Raw genomic sequence first — 17,803 nt, 5'->3', positions numbered from 1 at the left:
CCGTCGTGCTCAACGACAGCGAGGTGACCGCCAACCTCTGGGAATGGAACTGGACGTCGGTCGCAGCCGCCTGCACCGACCACCTCGGACCGGCCGGATACGGCGCGGTGCAGGTGGCACCGCCGCAGGAGTCGGTGAAGCTGCCCGCCAGCGCCGACGGCGCCTACCCCTGGTACGAGGTGTACCAGCCGGTGTCGTACAGGCTGGACAGCCGGTTCGGCAACCGCCAGCAGTTCGCCGCCATGGTCACCGCGTGCCACGACGCCGGTGTGCGCGTCTACGTCGACGCGGTGGTCAACCACATGGCCGGCACCAACAACCCGGCCGGTACGCGCGGCTACGCCGGCACCGAGTTCTCCGGCTACAGCTACCCGGCCGTGCCGTACGGCGACGGTGACTTCCACCGCCCCGGCGACAACTGCCCGACCGGCGGCGCGATCGGCGACTGGAACAACGAGGCCCAGGTGACCAGCTGCGAGCTGCTGTCGCTGTCCGACCTCTACACCGAGAAGGAAACGGTCCGGAACAAGATCGCGGCGTACCTGAACGACCTGATCGGGCTCGGCGTCGACGGCTTCCGGGTCGACGCGGTCAAGCACATCCGCAAGGACGACTTCGCGGCCGTCCTCGGCAAGCTGAACGACACCGTCGCCGAGGGCCGGCGACCTTACGTGGCGCAGGAGATCTTCGACGGGGCGAGCAACCCGGCGTTGCAGGCCCGCGCGTACATCGGCAACGGCGACGTGCTCGACTTCGCGTACGCCAAGGGCATCCGCTCGGCGTTCCAGGGTTCCATCTCGGCGCTGGCGAACGTGCCGAACTGGAACCTCGACGCGCCGAGCGCAAACGTCTTCTCCATGGTCACCAACCACGACCTGGAGCGCGACGGCGTGGTGCTGTCGTACAAGAACGGCACCGACTACGTGCTGGCGAACTACTTCGCGCTGGCCTACCCGCACGGCAGGCCGTCGGTCTACGACAGCTTCACCTGGTCCAACCGCAACCAGTCCCCGCCGCACGACGGCACCGGGCGCGTCACCGACACGGTGTGCGGCGCCGCCTGGAACTGCCTGAGCCGCACCACCGGCGTCAAGGGCATGGTCGGCTGGGCCAACGCGGCCCGCCCGGTGAAGACCGTCTCGGACTTCACCACTGTGAACAGCAACGTGATCGGCTTCCACCGGGGCGACCGGGCGTGGATCGGCATCAACGACTCCGGCTCGGCCACCACCGCCACCTTCGTCACCGGTCTCGCCGACGGCCGGTACTGCGACGTCGTCTCCGGCGTCGCCACCGGCAGCGGCTGCACCGGCTCCACGGTGACGGTGTCCGGTGGCCGGGCCACCGTGACCGTCCCGGCCAACGACGCGGTCGCCATCCACGTGAACGCCCGGCCGGGCACGAGCCCGTCCCCGACCGTGTCGCCGACCGCGTCCCCGACGGTCAGCCCGGGTGACCGGATCGCCACCACGTTCACCGTCACCGCGAACCTGGCCGCCGGGCAGGACGTCTACGTCGTCGGCGGCATCCCCGAGCTGGGCTCGTGGACGCCCGCGAACGGAGTCGAGCTCGCCGCGCAGGGCGGAGGCGCCTACCGCGCCACCGTCAGCCTGCCCCGGTCCGCCGCCGTGGAGTACAAGTTCGTCAAGCTGACCTCCGCCGGCGCCGTCACCTGGGAGTCCGGCGCGAACCGGACGTTCACCACCCCGGCCGGCGGCACGTACGCGGTGACCGAGACGTTCCGCGGCGACACCGTCACCACGACTGTGGCCACCACGTTCTCCGCCACCGCGACCACCGTCTACGGGCAGAACGTGTTCGTGGTCGGCAACATACCGGCGCTCGGCGGCTGGAACCCGGCCGCCGCCGTCGCGCTCTCGTCCGCCGCCTACCCGGTCTGGCGGGCCACGGTCGACCTGCCCGCGAACACCGCCGTCGAGTACAAGTACGTCAAGAAGAACCCGGACGGCACGGTGACCTGGGAGTCCGGCGCCAACCGGACGCTCACCACGCCGGCCGGCGGCACCCGCGCCGTCACCGACACCTGGCGCTGACGATCGTGCGGCCCGTCCCCCTCACCCCTGGGGACGGGCCGCATCCGGTCAGGCCCGGACCCGGGCCTCGTCACCGGCCTGCGCCGGGATGGCGGCTCCGCCCCGGCGGCGTCCGCCATGAGCCGCCGCAAGCGCGGCGGCCAGGCACATCACGGCGGCGACCACCAACGGCGGCCGCCCGCCGACGGCTACCGCCGCCGACCCGAGCGGGACGGCCAGCGTGATCGGGCCGAACATCGCGGTGTTCGCGGTCCCGGCGACCCGCCCCAGCATCGCCGGTGGCGTGTAGGTCTGCACGGCAGTGACCGCCGCGACGAGCGTCCAGGGCAGACCTACACCGGCCACCACCGAGGCGGCCACGGTGCCCGGCCACCACGGCAGGCATCGCCCGAGACAGCCGACGGCGAACAGGACCGCGCCGGCGGCACCGACCGCGATCTCGCCGCGGCGGCGGGCGAACCGGCCGACGACGAGCCCGGCGAGCAGTGACCCGGCGCCCTGTGCGCTCGCGAGCACACCGAGGAACGTCGACGGCATGGCCAGGTCCGTCACCACCACGTCGTACAGCGCCGCGGTGGTGAAGCCGGACATCGCGATGGACACCGCCGCGAGCGCCACGGGTACGCGCACCGCGCGCCGGGCCAGGAGCGCGGCGAGCCCGCCCCGCACTCGCGCCGGGCGTGCGGCCGGGGAAGCGGGGTCGGTCCGCGTCAGGCGCAACGCGCCGTACAGGGCGGCCACGAGCACCGGTACGGCGGCGGCGAGCACCGCGACGACGTGCCCGCCCCGCCACGCGTACAGGCCCGCCCCGGCCAGCGGCGCCACCAGCTTCATGCCCTCCTGCGCGCTCGACCGCCACCCGTTGACGTCGGCCAGCCGGGCCGGGGGGAGCGCGGCGGGCAGCAGCGCGGTCTCGCCGGCGTCGACGAGCACGTAGCCGACGCCGTAGGCGAACGAGACGGCGTAGATCAGCCACGCCTGGCCGGGCCCTCGTACGGCCAGCAGGCTCAGCAGCGCGGCGGCGAGCGCGAGGTTGACGCCGATCACCAGGGGACGCCGGGGCACCCGGTCGAGCAGGCCGCCGAGCCACGGTCCGGCCAGCGTCGGGGCGTAGACGCAGAGACCGGCCAGCGCGGCGAGCCCGGTGGAGCCGGTGAGGTCCAGGATCCAGATGCCGGAGACCAGGGCCATGGCGCTGCCGCCGAGGCCGGACAGCATCGAGACGGCCACGAACAGGAAGGTGTTGCGGCGCATGAATCCCCCGAGAGTTGAGCCTGAAGGACTCATCCTCGGAAATTGAGTCGCAGTGGCGCAATGGCTTCGGCCGGCGTCAATGCTCCGTTGACAGGGCCGCCGTGATGCGGCGGGCGGCGTCGCGTACCGGAGCCGGCAGCCGGCGCCCCGCTCCGGCCAGATCGTCGGCGAGGTGCGCGGCCAGCGCATACAGCGGCCCGGCCGGGGCGTCGAGCGCGAGCGCGCAGGTGCGGCGCGTCAACGCCGCGCGGGGGAAACAGCCGTCCCACGAGCGGTCCGTCTGGATCCAGCGGTGCAGGTCGGCGACTGCCGCCCGGAGCGCCGGCACGTCGGGGGAGGCGGCCGGGTCGAGCGCGGCCAGGCGGCCCCGCCGGGCCGCCACGAGGCGCTGCCGGCGCTGCTCGGCGGCCTGCCGGCTGCCCAGGCCCAGCGCCCGCGCGATCTCGGCCCAGGTGGCGCCGTCGTGCCGGGCCCGGTCGATGAGGTCCAGCTCGCGATCGTCCAACCGGACCCGGGCCGCGGCGATCTCGGACAGGCCGGCCAGGGTCACCCGTCAACGCTACCTTGACACCCCTTCGTCGGCGTCAGTCCTCCGGGACGCCCGGGCCTACGTCACCACGCGCCAGGTGCTCGGCGTTGCGGTCGGCCTCGCTCTCCGCGTTCTCCACCCCGGCGCCCGGATCCCGGGTACGCCGCCCCTCGGCGTCCTGGAACACCTGCCCGCGCTCGAGCGCGCTCTCCTGCTGTCGCTGGAACTGCCTCGGATCAGTCATGACCGTCAGGTGCCCCGGCGGCCGCGCGGCAAACCGGTACGTCAGCGCGGCGGCGCCACGTAGAGGGCGGTCCGGCAGCCCGTCTCGCCCGGCTCCAGCCAGATCCGGTCGTACCCGGGGGATTCGATCTTCCCGGCCGGTGTGCGGACGAGCAGGAGGCAGTCCCGTTCGGCCGGTACGCCGACGGCGGCGACGAGCGCGCCCTCGTGCACTGTCGTGTCGACGGTGATCCAGTCCTGCGGGAACGCCGCCCGCACCGCGCCCGCCAGCGTGTCCGGGGTGGCGGTGCGCAGCACGGCGGTGAGCCGCTGCCGTCCGTCGTCGGGCACCCTCGGCACCGGCGCGGCGGTGGGTGGCGAGGGAGCGGGGCCGCTCGGACAGTCGATCTCGTGATAGGTCGTGTAGCGGTATAGCTCGAACTCGTACCGGTAGCAGCGGGTGGCCTCACCGGCGCTGTTGCTCGCACCGCCGATCGACACCGGCGGCTGCTCCGGCACTGTCACCACGAACCGCACGTCGACTGTGGCCCGCTCGTCCCCGGCGGTGCGGCCGGACCAGGCCAGTGCCTCCCGCCGGACTGTCGCACCACCGCCCGACGCGGCGTCCTGCGGCTCCTGGCTGATCTCGGCGGCCGCGATCGACCCGGCGTCACGTGCCCGGTTGCGGTGCCCCAGGTCGGTGTTGAGCTGCTTGGCCTCCGCCGCCGCGGTGTCGCGCGCCAGCGCGTCGCCGCTCTCCTCCCCGATCCCCTTCCCGCATCCGGCCGATGCGACGAGGAGCACCGCGACCGCGCAGCGGATCCACGGGTTACGGGACGGAGGTGTCGCCCCGGCGGAGCTGCCTGTCCGGTTCACCGAGCGGACGTTACCGGCGAGCCGGGAGTCGCGCTGCCCCGTACGCGGGGGGCCGTTGGTCCCGGGTCCGGCAGGCCCTCGGCCCTGCGACCCGGGCCCGCCCGCGCGGCATGCTGGGATTGCCCGGCGTGGGCGGCGACGACATGGAGGACGATGTGGTGATCAACGGCGGGCCTGCTGCGGCGACGACGCCCACCGAGATCTCGCCGGCCCCCGCGACCGGGCTCGGCTCGGCCGAGGCGGCCGCCCGGCTGCGGGCCGACGGGCCCAACACGGTGGCCGCGCCGCGCAAGCGCGGGTTGGCCGGCCGGGTGTTCCGCCAGCTCACCGACCCGCTGGTGGCGCTCCTGCTGGCCGCCGCCGTGGTGACCACGCTGCTGCGCGACTACCCGGACACCGCCGTGATCGTGCTGGTCGTCCTGATCAACACGGCGATCGGCGTGGTGCAGGAGGTACGCGCCGACCGGGCGGTCGCCGCGCTGGACCGGCTCGCCGCACCGACCGCGCGCGTGGTCCGCGACGGCCGTGACCTCGTGCTGCCCGCCGCCGACCTGGTCCGCGGCGACCTGGTCCGGCTGGAAGCCGGCGACGTGGTGCCCGCCGACCTGGACCTCACCGACGCGGTACGCCTCAGCCTGGACGAGTCGGCGCTGACCGGCGAGTCGGTGCCGGTGGCCCGGGTCGCGGGGGAGGAGGCCAGCGCGGGCACGGTGGTCACCACCGGTCGCGCCACCGGGACCGTGGTGCGAACCGGCGCGGCGAGCGCACTGGGCCGGATCAGCGCCCTGGTCGCGGCGACCCGGCCGGCGCCCACCCCGCTGCAACGACGCCTGTCCTCGCTCGGCCGGGTGCTCGGCCTGACCGCCGTGGTGCTCTCCGGGCTGGTCTTCGCGATCGGCGTGCTCGACGGGCGGCCGGTCACGCAGATGGCGGTCACCGCCGTCAGCCTCGTGGTGGCGGCCGTGCCGGAGTCGCTGCCCGCTGTCGTCACGCTCGCGCTCGCCCTGGGCGCGCGCCGGATGGCCGGCAGCCGGGCCATCCCCCGCCGGCTGCACGCGGTGGAGACCCTCGGCTCGGTCACCGTGATCGCCTCCGACAAGACCGGCACGCTCACCGAGGGCCGGATGGCGGTGCAGTACGCCGTCGTCCCCGGCCGCGACCGCTACGCCGTCACCGGCACCGGCTACGCGCCCGACGGCGAGGTGCACCACCGGGGCGAACCGGTGAGCGCCCCGGAGGAACTGCGCGCCCTCGCCCGCGCCGGGCTGCTCTGCAACGACGCCACAGTGACGCCGCCGACCGACGAGCGGCCGGAGTGGACCGCGATCGGTGACCCGCTGGAGGCGGCGCTGGTCACGTTCGGCGCCCGCTGCGGCCTGGACCCGGACACCACCCGCGAGGCCTGGCCCCGGGTGGCGGAGGCGCCGTTCGACCAGGACCTGCGCCGGATGACCACGCTGCACCGCCGCTGCGACGGGCGCTACCTGGTGGTCTGCAAGGGCGCGCCGGAGAACCTGCTGGCCGCGCCGCTGGTGGACGCCGACGCCGGGGAACTGGCCGAGCTGACCGGCGCCGCGCACCGGCTCGCCACCGAAGGGCTGCGGGTGCTGGCGGTGGCCTCGGCAGTGGTCGACACCCTGCCGGACCCGGCCCGGCCGGCCGGCCTGCGCCCGCTGGGCCTGGTCGCGGTCGGCGACCCGCTGCGCGCGGCGGCGCCGGGCATCGCCGCGGGCTTCGAGGAGGCCGGCATCCGGCTGGTCCTCATCACCGGCGACCACCCGGCGACCGCCGCCGCCATCGGCGGGCGGCTCGGGCTCTGGCGCGACGGCGACCCGCTGGCGAACGGCGACGACGGCGACCCCGGCCGCGCCCACCCCGAGACCCGGGTGTACGCGCGGACCCAGCCGGAACAGAAGCTCGACATCATCGCCGGCCTGCAGACCCAGGGGCACGTGGTGGCGATGACCGGCGACGGCGTCAACGACGCCCCGGCGCTGCGCCGCGCGGACATCGGCGTGGCGATGGGCGGCGGCACCGAGGTGGCCCGGCAGGCCTCCGACCTGGTGCTCGTCGACGACGACCTGACCACTGTGGCGACCGCCATCGGCGAGGGCCGCCGGATTTACGACAACATCCGCCGGTTCCTGCGGTACGCGCTCGCCGGTGGCGTCGCCGAGATCGCGGTGATGCTGCTCGGCCCGCTGTTCGGCCTGCCGGTGCCGCTGCTGCCGGCGCAGATCCTCTGGATCAACCTGCTCACCCACGGCGTTCCCGGTGTGGCGCTCGGCGCGGAACCGGCCGAGCCGGGCACGCTGCGCCGGCCGCCCCGCTCGCCGCAGGAGTCGGTGCTTGGCGGCGGCCTGGGCCGGGACGTGCTGCTCACTGGCGGGCTGATCGCCGCGGCGACGCTCGGCGCCGGCGTGTGGGCCGCCGCGGCGGACCGGCCGTGGCAGTCGGTGGTGTTCGTGGTGCTCGGCCTGGCCCAGCTCGGTGTGGCGCTGGCCGTTCGCGCCACCCGTACCCCGGGCTCGCGCGAGCGCAACCTCGCGCTGCCGGTGGCGGTCGCGGTCTCCGCGGTCCTCCAGGTGGCGGGCGTGCTGCTGCCGCCGCTTCGGGAGCTGCTCGGCACGTCCCCGCTCGGCGCGCTCGACCTGCTCGCCTGCGCCGCGATCGGCGTGCTGCCCGGTCTGGTGCTGCGGCTGACCCGCCGCTTCCGCGGGAGCAACGCCTCCCGGACCGGGACCGACGACCCCAACGCCGGGACCGACGACCCCAACGCCGGGACCGACGACCCCAACGCCGGGACCGACGACCCCAACGCCGGGACCGACGACCCCAACGCCGGGACCGACGACCCAACGCCGGGACCGCTGGCCCTGCCGGGTCGGCCGCCGGACGGGCAGGCTGAGGACGAGTGAAGGAGGACGTCATGACGATCCACTCGCAGGCCCCCGTCGTGGTGGGCGTGGACGGGTCGGCCGCCTCGCTGGACGCGGTCCGGGTGGCCGCCCGCGAGGCCGCCGACCGGAACCGGCCGCTGCAGGTGGTGCACGCGTTCATCTGGCCGCTGACCCGCGCGCCGCTCACCCCGGCCCCGGGCGCGCCCGCTGGCGCCGGCCTGCGCAACCAGGCGGAGCGGTGCGTCGCCGAGGCGGTCGCCGAGGCCGGCAAGGTCGCGCCGGACGTGCCGGTCACCGGCGTGGTGGTCGACGGCGCGGCGGCGGCGGTGCTGGTCGCCGAGTCCCGCGACGCCGCGCTGATCGTGCTCGGCCACCGCGGCCTGGGCGGGTTCGCCGGCCTGCTGATCGGCTCGGTCACGCTCCAGGTGTCGGCCCGCGCGCAGTGCCCGGTGCTGGTGACGCGCGGCGAGGCGCGCGCCGACGGCCCGGTCGTGGTCGGTGTCGACGGCTCCGAGCTGTCCACCGCGGCGGTCGGGTCCGCGTACGAGGAGGCCGCCCGCCGCGGCGCGCCGCTGATCGTGGTGCACGCCTGGCTGTACCCCACGCCGATCGGCCCCGGCGACATCCTGCCGCTGGTGTACGACCCCGAGGCCTTCGCCGAGGAGTCCCGGCGGGTCGTCGCCGAGTCGATCGCCGGCTGGGCCGAGCGCTACCCGGACGTGCCGGTGCGGCAGCGGTCGATCCGCGGCGCCCCGGCCCGGGTGCTGGTGGAGGAGTCGAAGGACGCCCAGCTGGTGGTGGTCGGCGCGCACGGCCGGGGCGCGCTCGGCGGGCTGCTGCTCGGCTCGGTCAGCCACGCGGTGCTGCACCACGCCCACTCGCCGCTGATGATCGTGCGCGACCGCGCCTGACGCCGCGACGGCGCCTGACCCCGCGACGGCGTCAGGCGCTGCGGACCGTGGTGAGGTCGGCCAGCCCGGAGATGGTCAGCAGCGGCTCCAGCAGCGGGCCCGCGATCAGCGCGATCCGGCCGGCGTGCGGGAACAGCGCGGCCAGCCCGGCGCTGTCCAGGTACTCCACCTTGGTGAGGTCCACGACCAGAGGCTCACCGTCGGGGCGTACCGCTTCGGCCAGCGCGTCGGCGAAGGCAGACGCGTTGCTCATGTCGATCTCACCGACGGCGGCCAGCACGCGGGCGCCGTCGGGACTGTCGCTCGTGGTCAGGGTCAGGGACGTGCTCATGGCGTGATCCTCGCCTGCATGTCGACTGTGGTGCCGGTGGCTCCCGGGGTGACGCTGATGTTGTCCATCAGCGCGCGCATGAGCACAAGTCCCCGGCCGCGGTGCGGGTCGGGAGGCCGGTTCCGGTCCCGCCATCGGCCGCTGTCGGTGACGCTCAGGCGCAGGTCGCCGGCCGTGGCGGCGGCGCGCAGCCGGATCCGCCCGCCCGGATCGTCGCGGTGCCCGTGTTCGATCGCGTTGGCGCACGCCTCACCGGCCGCCACCAGGATGTTGTAGGCGTGGGCCGGGGCCAGCCCGCAGCGGTCCAGCCATCCCCGCAGCGCGGTGCGGACCTCGGCCAGCCGGGTCGACTCGGCGGGGAACTCCAGCTCCAACGGCCCGGGGTGGCGGTAGAGCAGCAGGGCCACGTCGTCGTGGTAGCCGCCGTCGGGGGTGAGCCGTTCCATGATCTCGGTCGCCAGGACCTCGACCGGCGCGCGGTGCCCCCGCTGGATGGCGTCGGTGGCGCGGGCGATGCCGGCGGTGATCGGCTGGCGGCGCCGTTCCACCAGGCCGTCGGTGTAGAGCATCAGGGTGGCCCGCGGCTGCACCGTCGCCTCCGCCTCCGGGCGTTCCTGGCCCGGACGTACGGCCAGCGGCCGGGACCGGCCGTGTTGCAGCAGCTCGGGGGTGCCGTCGGCGCGGACCACGATGGCCGGTGGGTGACCGGCGCTGGAGTAGCGCATCTGGCCGGTGGCCGGGTCGAGGACGCCGCAGAAGACGGTGGCGCAGGAGGCGCCCGGCAGCAGCGCGGCGAACCGGTCCAGGGCCGCGAGCGTCCGGGCCGGGCTCGGATCCTGCAACAGCAGCGCGCGGCAGGCGCTGCGCAGCTGGCCCATCACTGTCGCGGCCCCGAGGCCGTGTCCCACGCAGTCGCCGACCACGATGCCGATCCGCCCGTCCGGCAGTTCCACCGTGTCGTACCAGTCGCCGCCGACCTTGAGCGGCATCGCGGCGGGGGAGTACCGGACCGCGAACCCGGCGGGCAGCTGCGCCGGGCCGAGGATCGCCCGTTGCAGGGCCAGGGCGGTCTCCCGCTGCTGGTCGATCTGGTGCGCCCGGTGCAGTCCCTGACCGATGTGGCCGGCCAGCAGCGCCAGCAGGGTCTGGTCCTGCTCGGTGAAGGGCCGCTTCTCGCCCAGGTCGATCCAGAGCGCCATGGTGCCGTGCGGGTGCTCGACGGCGATGCCGGCGCCGTGCGTACGCGTCGCCACCGGCGTCAGCAGCGGGGTGTCCCGCAGCGCGAGCAACGCCTGACGACGCTCCTGCGGCAACGTGTCCCAGCGTGCCGCCGGGTCGGTGGCGGTCACGTCGGGGGTCGGCAGGTCACTGAAGACGGCGGTGAGCACGCCGGCGGCCCGCCACAGCTTGCGCAGCTCGTCCAGCACCCCGAGCAGCGCGTCGGTGAGGTCGTCTGCCTGCGACAGCCGCATGCTGAGCCCGGCCAGGGCGGTCTCCCGCTGCACGGCGTAGTGCTCCGCGGTGACGTCGCGGAACGTGCCGACGATCATCCGGCGGCCGCTGTCCGGGTCGTCGACCTGGTTGAACGCGGCCGAGATCCAGATCCGGTGCCCGTCGCGGTGGGTGACCGGCACGGTGTAGGTGCCACGGGTCTGCCCCACGAGCGTCGAGAACGCGGCCGCCACCTGGCGGTGCGCCTCGGGCTCGGCCTCCCGGTCCGGCCACCAGGGGTGCACCGCCGGGTAGGGCAGCCCTTCGGTGCCGTAGCCGAGGATGCCGGTGAACGCCGCGTTGATCTCGACGACCGCGCCCTCCTCGTCGCAGACGAAGAACGCCTCCTGCAACGAGTCGACGAGCGCGGTACGCCAGCGGGCGTGGTGGTTGCGCAGCCGGGCCAGCTCCACGTTCGCGCGTACGCGGGCCAGCAGCTCGGCGGCCGGGAACGGCTTGACCAGGTAGTCGTCGGCGCCGGCCTCCAACCCCTCGATCGAGGCCTCCTGACCGGCGCGGGCGGACAGCAGCAGCACCGGAGTACCGGCCGTACGCTGGTCGGCGCGCAGCGCGGCGACCAGCTGCAGGCCGTCGAGGCGGGGCATCATCACGTCGCTGACCACCAGGTCGGGGGTGTGCGCGCGGGCGGCGTCCAGCGCGGCCCGCCCGTCGGCGACCGCCTGCACCTCGTGCCCGGCCGAGCGCAGCAGCCGGGTGAGGTACTCCCGCATGTCGGCGTTGTCGTCGGCCACCAGGACGCGGGCCGGCGCCCCGCCGGGCAGCGGCTGCACCGGGGCGTCCCCGGCGACGGCGTCGCCCGGGTCGGCGGGCAGCCAGCGCAGCGCCTCCTGCACGAACGGCTCGGCCGACGCCGGCGTCCGGCCGCTTCCCGCCGGGGCGAGCGCGTCGGCGGGCAGGTGCGCGGTGCCGAACGGCAACCGGATCGTGAAGGTGGTGCCCCGGCCCACCGCGCTGTCCGCGTCGATGTCGCCGCCGTGCAGCATGACCAGCTCCTTGACCAGGGCGAGGCCGATCCCGCTGCCCTCGTCGGAACGGGAGCGGGCGTTCTCGATGCGGTGGAACCGCTCGAACAGGCGCGGCATCTCGTCGGCGGGGACGCCGATGCCGGTGTCGGAGATCCGCAGCACCGCCGAGACGCCCTCGTCGCGCAGCTCCACCCGGATCGTGCCGTCGAAGGTGAACTTCAGCGCGTTGCTGAGCAGGTTGAGCACCACCTTCTCCCACATGCCGCGGTCCAGGTGCACCGGCTCGGACAGGGGCGGGCAGTCCACCTCGAAGGACAGGCCGGCCCGTTCGATCGCCGACCGGAAGACGCTCGCCAGGTCGGCGGTCACGGCGGCCAGGTCCACCGGCTCGTAGCGGGCCTGCATCCGCCCGGCCTCGATCCGGGAGAAGTCCAGCAGGCTGTTTACCAGCTTGCCCAGGCGCAGCCCGTTGCGGCGGATCACGTCCAGCTCGGCGCGGACCCGCTCGTCGGCGCCCTGCAACCGGCCGCGCAGCTCGTCCAGCGGGCCCATGATCAGGGTGAGCGGGGTGCGGAACTCGTGGCTGATGTTGGAGAAGAACGCGGTCTTCGCGCGGTCCAGCTCGGCGAGCTCCTCGGCGCGCCGCTGCTGCGCCTGGTAGCTGCGGGCGCTGGCGATGCCGGTGGCCAGATGCCCGGCGGTCAGCTCGACGAAGCCGCGGTACCCGTCGTCCAGCGCCCGGTAGCGGTTCAGCCCGGCGACCAGGAACCCGTACGGCGCCCCGCCCTGCTGCCGCAGCGGCACCAGGAGCGCCTCGGTCGGCGCGGCGGGCCAGCCACCCGTGGGCAGGTCCGTGAAGGCCGGGCCGTCGAGCGCGACCCGCACCGGATCGCCCTCGGTCAGGGCGTCGGCCGGCCACGGGGCGGCCGGGTCGCCGGGGGACAGCGTGGCCGGGGCCGCCGGGTGGTCCGCCGCCAGCCCGGTCGCCTCCACCAGCCGGGCGCCGCCGTCGCCGTCGTACAGGTAGGTGAGGGTGAACGGCAGGTCCTGCGGGTTGCGCGCCAGCTGGCGGCTGACGAACGCGAGCGTCTCCTGCTCGGTGCGGATGACGCTCGGGTCCGAGCCGAGGTCGCGCAGCGTGGCCATCCGCCGCTCACCGATGACCCGTTCGGTGTCCTCGCTGACCACGCAGAGCATCCCGACCAGGCTGCCGTCGTCGGCGCGCAACGGGCTGTAGGAGAACGTGTGGTACGTCTCCTCGCGGTAGCCGGCCCGCTCCAGGAACAGCAGCAGGCCCTCGTCCCAGGTCGCCTCGCCGGTGCGCAGCACGGTGTCGACGCGGGGGCCGATGTCGTCCCAGATCTCCGCCCACACCTCGTTCGCCGGGCGCCCCAGTGCCCACGGGTACTTGCGGCCGAGCGTGTCCCGCCGGTAGGCGGCGTTGCAGAAGAAGGTGAGCTGCGGCCCCCAGGCCATCCACATCGGGAACCGGGAGGACAGCAGGATCCGCACCGCGGTCCGCAGGCTCTGCGGCCAGGTGTCCGGCGGCCCCAGGGGGTGCTTCGACCAGTCGACCCGCGCCAGGTCCGGCCCGATCTCACCGTCGACGGCGAAGACGTCGGCACGCGTACGCGGGTCGGTGTCAGCGCCGCTCATCGCACGAGTCTCCCCCACCCCACCCGATCCCGCTCGTCCGGGCCATGTCGCACCGCGGCCTCGTGGTCGCTTCTTGCCCCGTGGCGCCCTCGGCACTCCACCCGGGGCGGGGAGATCTGACTCACGTGACGGCGGCGGGTCAGGGCAGGGGGACGTGACGACCACAAAAAGAAAGGCAAAGAGACAGGTCTCCTCGCCACCATCAACATATACCGCACCCCGGGCCTTGCCGCAAGGCCCCGGTCATGCCGCACAATCATCGGCCGATGCGGGTTGAGCTGCGAAAACGGGGGCACGGCATGACCGGACGGTACGTGTGGGAACTGCACGAGGTGGACGAGTCGCGGATCGGCGCGGTCGGCGGCAAGGGCGCGCATCTGGGGGCGTTGACGCGGATCGACGGGGTGCGCGTACCCAGTGGTTTCTGCGTCACGACGGACGCCTTCCGGCTGGTGGCGCGGACACCGTCGCTGGCCGGTCCACTGGACCGGCTCGCCGGCGCGGACGCGGAGGACCCGGCGGCGATCCGGACGGCCGCCGCCGAGGTCCGTCGCGCAGTCGAGCGGACCGCGTTGCCCGCCGACGTCGCGGCGGCGGTCACCGCCGCGCTGTCCCGGCTCGGTCCGGACGCCGCGTACGCGGTGCGGTCGAGCGCGACGGCGGAGGACCTGCCGACCGCCTCGTTCGCGGGCCAGCAGGACACCTATCTGAACGTGGTCGGCACGGCAGAGGTGCTGCGGCACGTCAGCCGCTGCTGGGCTTCGCTGTTCACCGACCGGGCGGTGACCTACCGGGGGCGCCACGGCATCGACGACCGGGCCGTGGACATGGCCGTGGTGGTCCAGCGGATGGTCTTCCCGGACGCGGCCGGGATCATGTTCACCGCCGACCCGGTCACCGGGAACCGGACGGTGGTCTCGGTGGAGGCCGGCTTCGGTCTCGGCGAGGCCCTTGTCTCCGGCCTGGTGAACCCGGACGTCTTCACGGTGCGCGACGGCGCTGTGGCCAGCCGGACGATCGGCGCGAAGTCGCGGGCGGTGCACGCGGCGCCGGGCGGCGGCACCCGGGAGACGCCGGTCGACCCGGCGCGCCAGGCGTCTGCCGCGCTGACCGACGCGCAGGCGGTACGCCTCGCCGCGCTGGGCCGGCGGATCGAGGCGCGCTTCGGGTGCCCGCAGGACATCGAGTGGGCCCTGACCGGCGACGACATTCACGTCCTGCAGAGCCGGCCGATCACCACGCTGTTCCCGGTGCCGGCGGCCGCCGTCGACGGACGCTTCCACGTCTACCTGTCGGTCGGCCACCAGCAGATGATGACCGACGCCATGAAGCCGCTGGGCCTGTCGATGTGGCGGCTCACCGCGATGGCGCCGATGCACGAGGCGGGCGGCCGGTTGTTCGTCGACGCCACGCCGCACCTGTCCACCCCGGCGGGCCGTACCGCGTTCCTGGGCATGATCGGCCGGGCCGACCCGCTCACCCGGGACGCGCTGGAGACGGTCCTCGCCCGGGACGTCGTGCCGTCCGCGCCGGACCCGGCCCCGGCCGGCCCGCCCGCGGGCGGCCCGCCGCTCCCGATCGACACCGACCCGGCGATCGTCGCCACGCTCGTCGAGCGCAGCCGGGAGTCCCTCGCCGCCCTGCGCCGCGACATCAGCGCCCGGACCGGACCAGAGCTGTTCGACTTCCTGGTCGAGGCGTTCGCCGAGCACAAGCGGGTGCTCACCGATCCGCTGAGCGGCCAGGCGATCATGGCGGGAATGCAGGCCACCTGGTGGCTCAACGACAAGCTGGGGGAGTGGCTCGGCGAGCGCGACGCGGCCGACACGCTCACGCTGTCCGCGCCCGGCAACGTCACCTCCGAGATGGGGCTGGCGCTGCTCGACGTGGCCGACGTGATCCGCGCGTACCCCGAGGTGGTCGCTTTCCTGCGGGACGTCGCCGACGACGGGTTCCTGGACGAGCTGCCGAAACTGCCGGGCGGCGCGCAGGCGCGCGCGGCCGTCGAGGGCTACCTCGACCGGTACGGCATGCGCTGCGTCGGCGAGATCGACATCACCCGGCCCCGGTGGAGCGAGCGTCCCGCCACGCTCGTGCCGCTGATCCTGGACAACGTCCGCAACTTCGCACCGGGCGCGGCCGCGCGCCGCTTCGCCCACGGCCGGGAGCGGGCCGAGGAGAAGGCCCGGGAGGTGCTCGACCGCCTGCGCGCGCTGCCCGACGGTGAGCGCAGGGCCGCCGAGACGCAGGCGATGATCGAGCGGGTACGGACGTTCGTCGGCTACCGCGAGTACCCGAAGTACGACATCGTGAGCCGCTACGCCGTCTACAAGCAGGCGCTCATGGCCGAGGCCGGCCGGCTGGCGCGCGCCGGTGTGCTCGCCGCTGCCGAGGACGTCTTCTACCTGACGTTCGACGAGTTCCGCGAGGTCGCGGCCACCGGCCGGGTCGACGTCGGGCTGATCCGCGGGCGCCGGGAGGAGTTCCGGGCGCACCAGGCGCTCACCCCGCCCCGGGTCCTCACCTCCGAGGGCGAGGCGATCAACGGCTCGTACCGGCGCGACGACGTGCCCGCCGGCGCCCTGGTCGGGCTGCCGGTCTCAGCCGGCGTCGTGGAGGGGCGGGCGCGGGTGGTGGCGGACCTGGCCGGCGCCGACCTGGAGCCGGGCGACATCCTCGTCACCGCGCACACCGACCCGAGCTGGACGCCGCTGTTCGTGGGCGCCGCGGGCCTGGTGACGGAGGTGGGCGGGCTGATGACGCACGGCGCGGTGATCGCCCGCGAGTACGGCCTGCCCGCAGTGGTGGCGGTGCCGGACGCGACCAGGCTGATCCCCGACGGCGGGCGGATCCGCGTGCACGGCACCGACGGGTACGTCGAGCTGCTGTCCTGACCGGTGCGGCATGCTCGATGATGGAACTCCGGCGAGCGGGGGAGGCGCGATGCGGATCGGGGAGCTGTCGGCGCGTACCGGGGTCAGTGCCCGGTCCATCCGGTACTACGAGCAGCAGGGCCTGCTCGCCGCCATGCGCACCGCGAGCGGGCAGCGGGTCTTCGCCGAGTCGGCGGTGGACCGGGTCCGGCTCATCCAGCGGCTGTTCGACGCCGGGCTGAGCAGCCGCCGGATGGCCGAGCTGCTGCCCTGCGTGACCGATCCGGAGATCCGCACCTCGTGGCTCACCGACCGGCTGCGGGAGGAGCGGACCCGGATGACCGCGGAGATGGCACGGCTCGCGCACGCCGTCGCGGTGCTCGACGACGTGGTGTCCGACATGAGCGTGACCGAGGACACCCGGGATCCGGCCGCCTGAGCGCTTGCCCTTGACACCGGTGTCAACTCCTAACGTCGGGTCATGAACGCGACCCTGGACACCGCATCGCCGGTGGCGCCGCTGCTGGAACCGGTCACCGTCGCCGGACTGCCGTTGCCGTCCCGCTTCGTGATGGCGCCGATGACCCGTAACCGCGCGCCGGGTGGCGTGCCGACGCCGGAGATGGCGGACTACTACCGGCGCCGCGCCGCGGCGGGCATCGGCCTGATCGTCACCGAGGGCGTGCTCGTCGACCATCCCAGCGCCGGCCACGAGGACGCCGTTCCCCGGATGACGGCGGGTGCGGCCGAGGCCGGCTGGCGGGGCGTGGTCGAGGCGGTGCACGCCGCCGGCGGCCGGATCGCCGCGCAGCTGTGGCACCTGGGCAGCCTGCGCGAGCCGGTCGACGGCCGTCCGGCGTGGACCCCCTCGGGGGTACGCGAGCCGGGCCGCCGGGCGCCGCACGCGATGACCGCCGCCGACGCGGACGTGCTGCTGGCGGCGTACGCGGACGCGGCCCGGGTCGCCGTGCGGGCCGGGTTCGACGCGATCGAGATCCACGCCGCGCACGGCTACCTGCTGGACGAGTTCCTGTGGCCGTACACGAACCGCCGGACCGACGCGTTCGGCGGGTCACCGGCGCGGCGTGCGGCGTTCCCGGCTGCCGTGGTGCGTGCGGTACGCGCGCAGGTCCCGGCGGGCCGCCCGGTGATCGTCCGGTTCTCCCAGTTCAAGGAGCGGGCGTTCGACGCGCGGATCGCCGAGACCCCGGCCGAGCTGGCGCAGATCCTCACCGCGTTCGCCGAGGCCGGCGCGGACGTGCTGCACGCCTCGCAACGTCGCTTCTGGGAGCCCGCGTTCCCCGGCTCGGGGCTGAACCTGGCCGGCTGGGCGAAGCGGCTCACCGGTCTGCCGTCGATCACCGTGGGCTCGGTCGGGCTGCGGCGGGACTTCCTGCGCCCGGACGGTCCGGAGTCGGTGGTGGGCCTGGCCACGCGGCTGGTGGACGGGGAGTTCGACCTGGTCGCGCTCGGCCGCGCGCTGCTGGGCAACCCGGCGTGGGCGACGCACGCCGCCGCCGGCCGGCTGGGCGAGATCGTCGACTACCGCAAGGCGCACGAGGACGTGTACCCCTAGGACCGGGGTGCTCGCAGGGGTTGACGCCGGGGGATGTTATCGCTCACAGTCGATGGCAGGGCATGAGCGCCGCAAGGCTCACCGGGCGAGCCGCGCTGGTCGTACCTCGACACCACCGCCGCCGGACGCGGGGGTCGAGGAGTC

Annotated in this window: 12 protein-coding genes; 6 read left to right on the top strand and 6 right to left on the bottom strand. The window is 74.7% G+C overall.

Translation table 11 applies throughout. The annotated features are described in order from the left end of the window. A partial coding sequence (locus tag F8279_RS08525) for a carbohydrate-binding module family 20 domain-containing protein (protein ID WP_151499596.1) occupies window positions 1-2,054 on the top strand: 2,054 nt, incomplete at its 5' end. 48 nt (window positions 2,055-2,102) lie between these two features. Here F8279_RS08525 and F8279_RS08520 read toward each other — a convergent pair. The 4 genes from F8279_RS08520 to F8279_RS08505 form a co-directional block, all read right to left on the bottom strand. Continuing rightward, on the bottom strand, window positions 2,103-3,308 hold the full coding sequence (locus tag F8279_RS08520; protein ID WP_225853194.1) for an MFS transporter: 1,206 nt from the start codon (window positions 3,306-3,308) through the stop codon (window positions 2,103-2,105). A 76-nt stretch (window positions 3,309-3,384) separates the two neighbouring features. Further along, a complete protein-coding gene (locus F8279_RS08515; protein WP_151499595.1) occupies window positions 3,385-3,858 on the bottom strand; it encodes a hypothetical protein in 474 nt (157 codons plus the stop codon). A 34-nt stretch (window positions 3,859-3,892) separates the two neighbouring features. Then, window positions 3,893-4,081 (bottom strand): ribonuclease, encoded by a 189-nt coding sequence (locus F8279_RS08510; protein ID WP_091417150.1) that lies wholly within the window; start codon window positions 4,079-4,081, stop codon window positions 3,893-3,895. Between the two features lie 41 nt (window positions 4,082-4,122). Continuing rightward, complete coding sequence (locus tag F8279_RS08505; RefSeq protein WP_091417152.1) at window positions 4,123-4,863, bottom strand: hypothetical protein; 741 nt, start codon at window positions 4,861-4,863, stop codon at window positions 4,123-4,125. A gap of 182 nt (window positions 4,864-5,045) precedes the next feature. Between F8279_RS08505 and F8279_RS08500 the strand changes: the two genes are divergently transcribed. Together F8279_RS08500 and F8279_RS08495 are read left to right on the top strand one after the other, a co-directional pair. Next, window positions 5,046-7,853, top strand: coding sequence for a cation-translocating P-type ATPase (locus F8279_RS08500; protein WP_368668784.1), 2,808 nt, complete (start codon window positions 5,046-5,048; stop codon window positions 7,851-7,853). Window positions 7,854-7,864: 11 nt separating this feature from the next. Further along, a complete protein-coding gene (locus F8279_RS08495; RefSeq protein ID WP_151499594.1) occupies window positions 7,865-8,746 on the top strand; it encodes a universal stress protein in 882 nt (293 codons plus the stop codon). A gap of 31 nt (window positions 8,747-8,777) precedes the next feature. Here F8279_RS08495 and F8279_RS08490 read toward each other — a convergent pair whose 3' ends face one another. Together F8279_RS08490 and F8279_RS08485 are read right to left on the bottom strand one after the other, a co-directional pair. After that, window positions 8,778-9,077 carry an STAS domain-containing protein gene (locus F8279_RS08490; RefSeq protein WP_091417157.1) on the bottom strand — a complete coding sequence of 100 codons (300 nt, stop codon included), beginning with the start codon at window positions 9,075-9,077 and terminating at the stop codon, window positions 8,778-8,780. Further along, entirely contained in the window at window positions 9,074-13,210 is a 4,137-nt protein-coding gene (locus tag F8279_RS08485) for a SpoIIE family protein phosphatase (RefSeq protein WP_151499593.1), read from the bottom strand. The genes F8279_RS08490 and F8279_RS08485 overlap by 4 nt, the downstream gene beginning before the upstream one ends. A gap of 299 nt (window positions 13,211-13,509) precedes the next feature. On the opposite strand from F8279_RS08485, the gene rph reads away from it, so the two are divergent. Genes rph through F8279_RS08470 form a run of 3 tightly spaced genes read left to right on the top strand, consistent with a single transcriptional unit; the run spans window position 13,510 to window position 17,659 of the window. Continuing rightward, entirely contained in the window at window positions 13,510-16,104 is a 2,595-nt protein-coding gene (gene rph / locus F8279_RS08480; protein ID WP_192580655.1) for a rifamycin-inactivating phosphotransferase, read from the top strand. A 49-nt stretch (window positions 16,105-16,153) separates the two neighbouring features. Beyond that, window positions 16,154-16,522, top strand: coding sequence for a MerR family transcriptional regulator (locus tag F8279_RS08475; protein ID WP_091417166.1), 369 nt, complete (start codon window positions 16,154-16,156; stop codon window positions 16,520-16,522). 42 nt (window positions 16,523-16,564) lie between these two features. Continuing rightward, entirely contained in the window at window positions 16,565-17,659 is a 1,095-nt protein-coding gene (locus tag F8279_RS08470; protein WP_151499591.1) for a 12-oxophytodienoate reductase, read from the top strand. Window positions 17,660-17,803: the final 144 nt, after the last annotated feature.

Origin of the sequence: Micromonospora sp. AMSO1212t, from assembly GCF_008868145.1 — a bacterium.
Classification (GTDB): Bacteria; Actinomycetota; Actinomycetes; order Mycobacteriales; family Micromonosporaceae; genus Micromonospora; species Micromonospora tulbaghiae.
Note: the sequence above shows the minus strand (reverse complement) of the source record. Positions and strands in the feature narration are given on the sequence as shown.

Coding starts and splice junctions, on each gene's coding strand:
- F8279_RS08520 (WP_225853194.1), bottom strand. CDS start 3,308: ATGCGCCGCAACACCTTCCTGTTCGTGGCCGTCTCGATGCTGTCCGGC.
- F8279_RS08510 (WP_091417150.1), bottom strand. CDS start 4,081: ATGACTGATCCGAGGCAGTTCCAGCGACAGCAGGAGAGCGCGCTCGAG.
- F8279_RS08500 (WP_368668784.1), top strand. CDS start 5,046: ATGCTGGGATTGCCCGGCGTGGGCGGCGACGACATGGAGGACGATGTG.
- F8279_RS08495 (WP_151499594.1), top strand. CDS start 7,865: ATGACGATCCACTCGCAGGCCCCCGTCGTGGTGGGCGTGGACGGGTCG.
- F8279_RS08490 (WP_091417157.1), bottom strand. CDS start 9,077: ATGAGCACGTCCCTGACCCTGACCACGAGCGACAGTCCCGACGGCGCC.
- F8279_RS08485 (WP_151499593.1), bottom strand. CDS start 13,210: ATGAGCGGCGCTGACACCGACCCGCGTACGCGTGCCGACGTCTTCGCC.
- rph (WP_192580655.1), top strand. CDS start 13,510: ATGACCGGACGGTACGTGTGGGAACTGCACGAGGTGGACGAGTCGCGG.
- F8279_RS08475 (WP_091417166.1), top strand. CDS start 16,154: ATGCGGATCGGGGAGCTGTCGGCGCGTACCGGGGTCAGTGCCCGGTCC.
- F8279_RS08470 (WP_151499591.1), top strand. CDS start 16,565: ATGAACGCGACCCTGGACACCGCATCGCCGGTGGCGCCGCTGCTGGAA.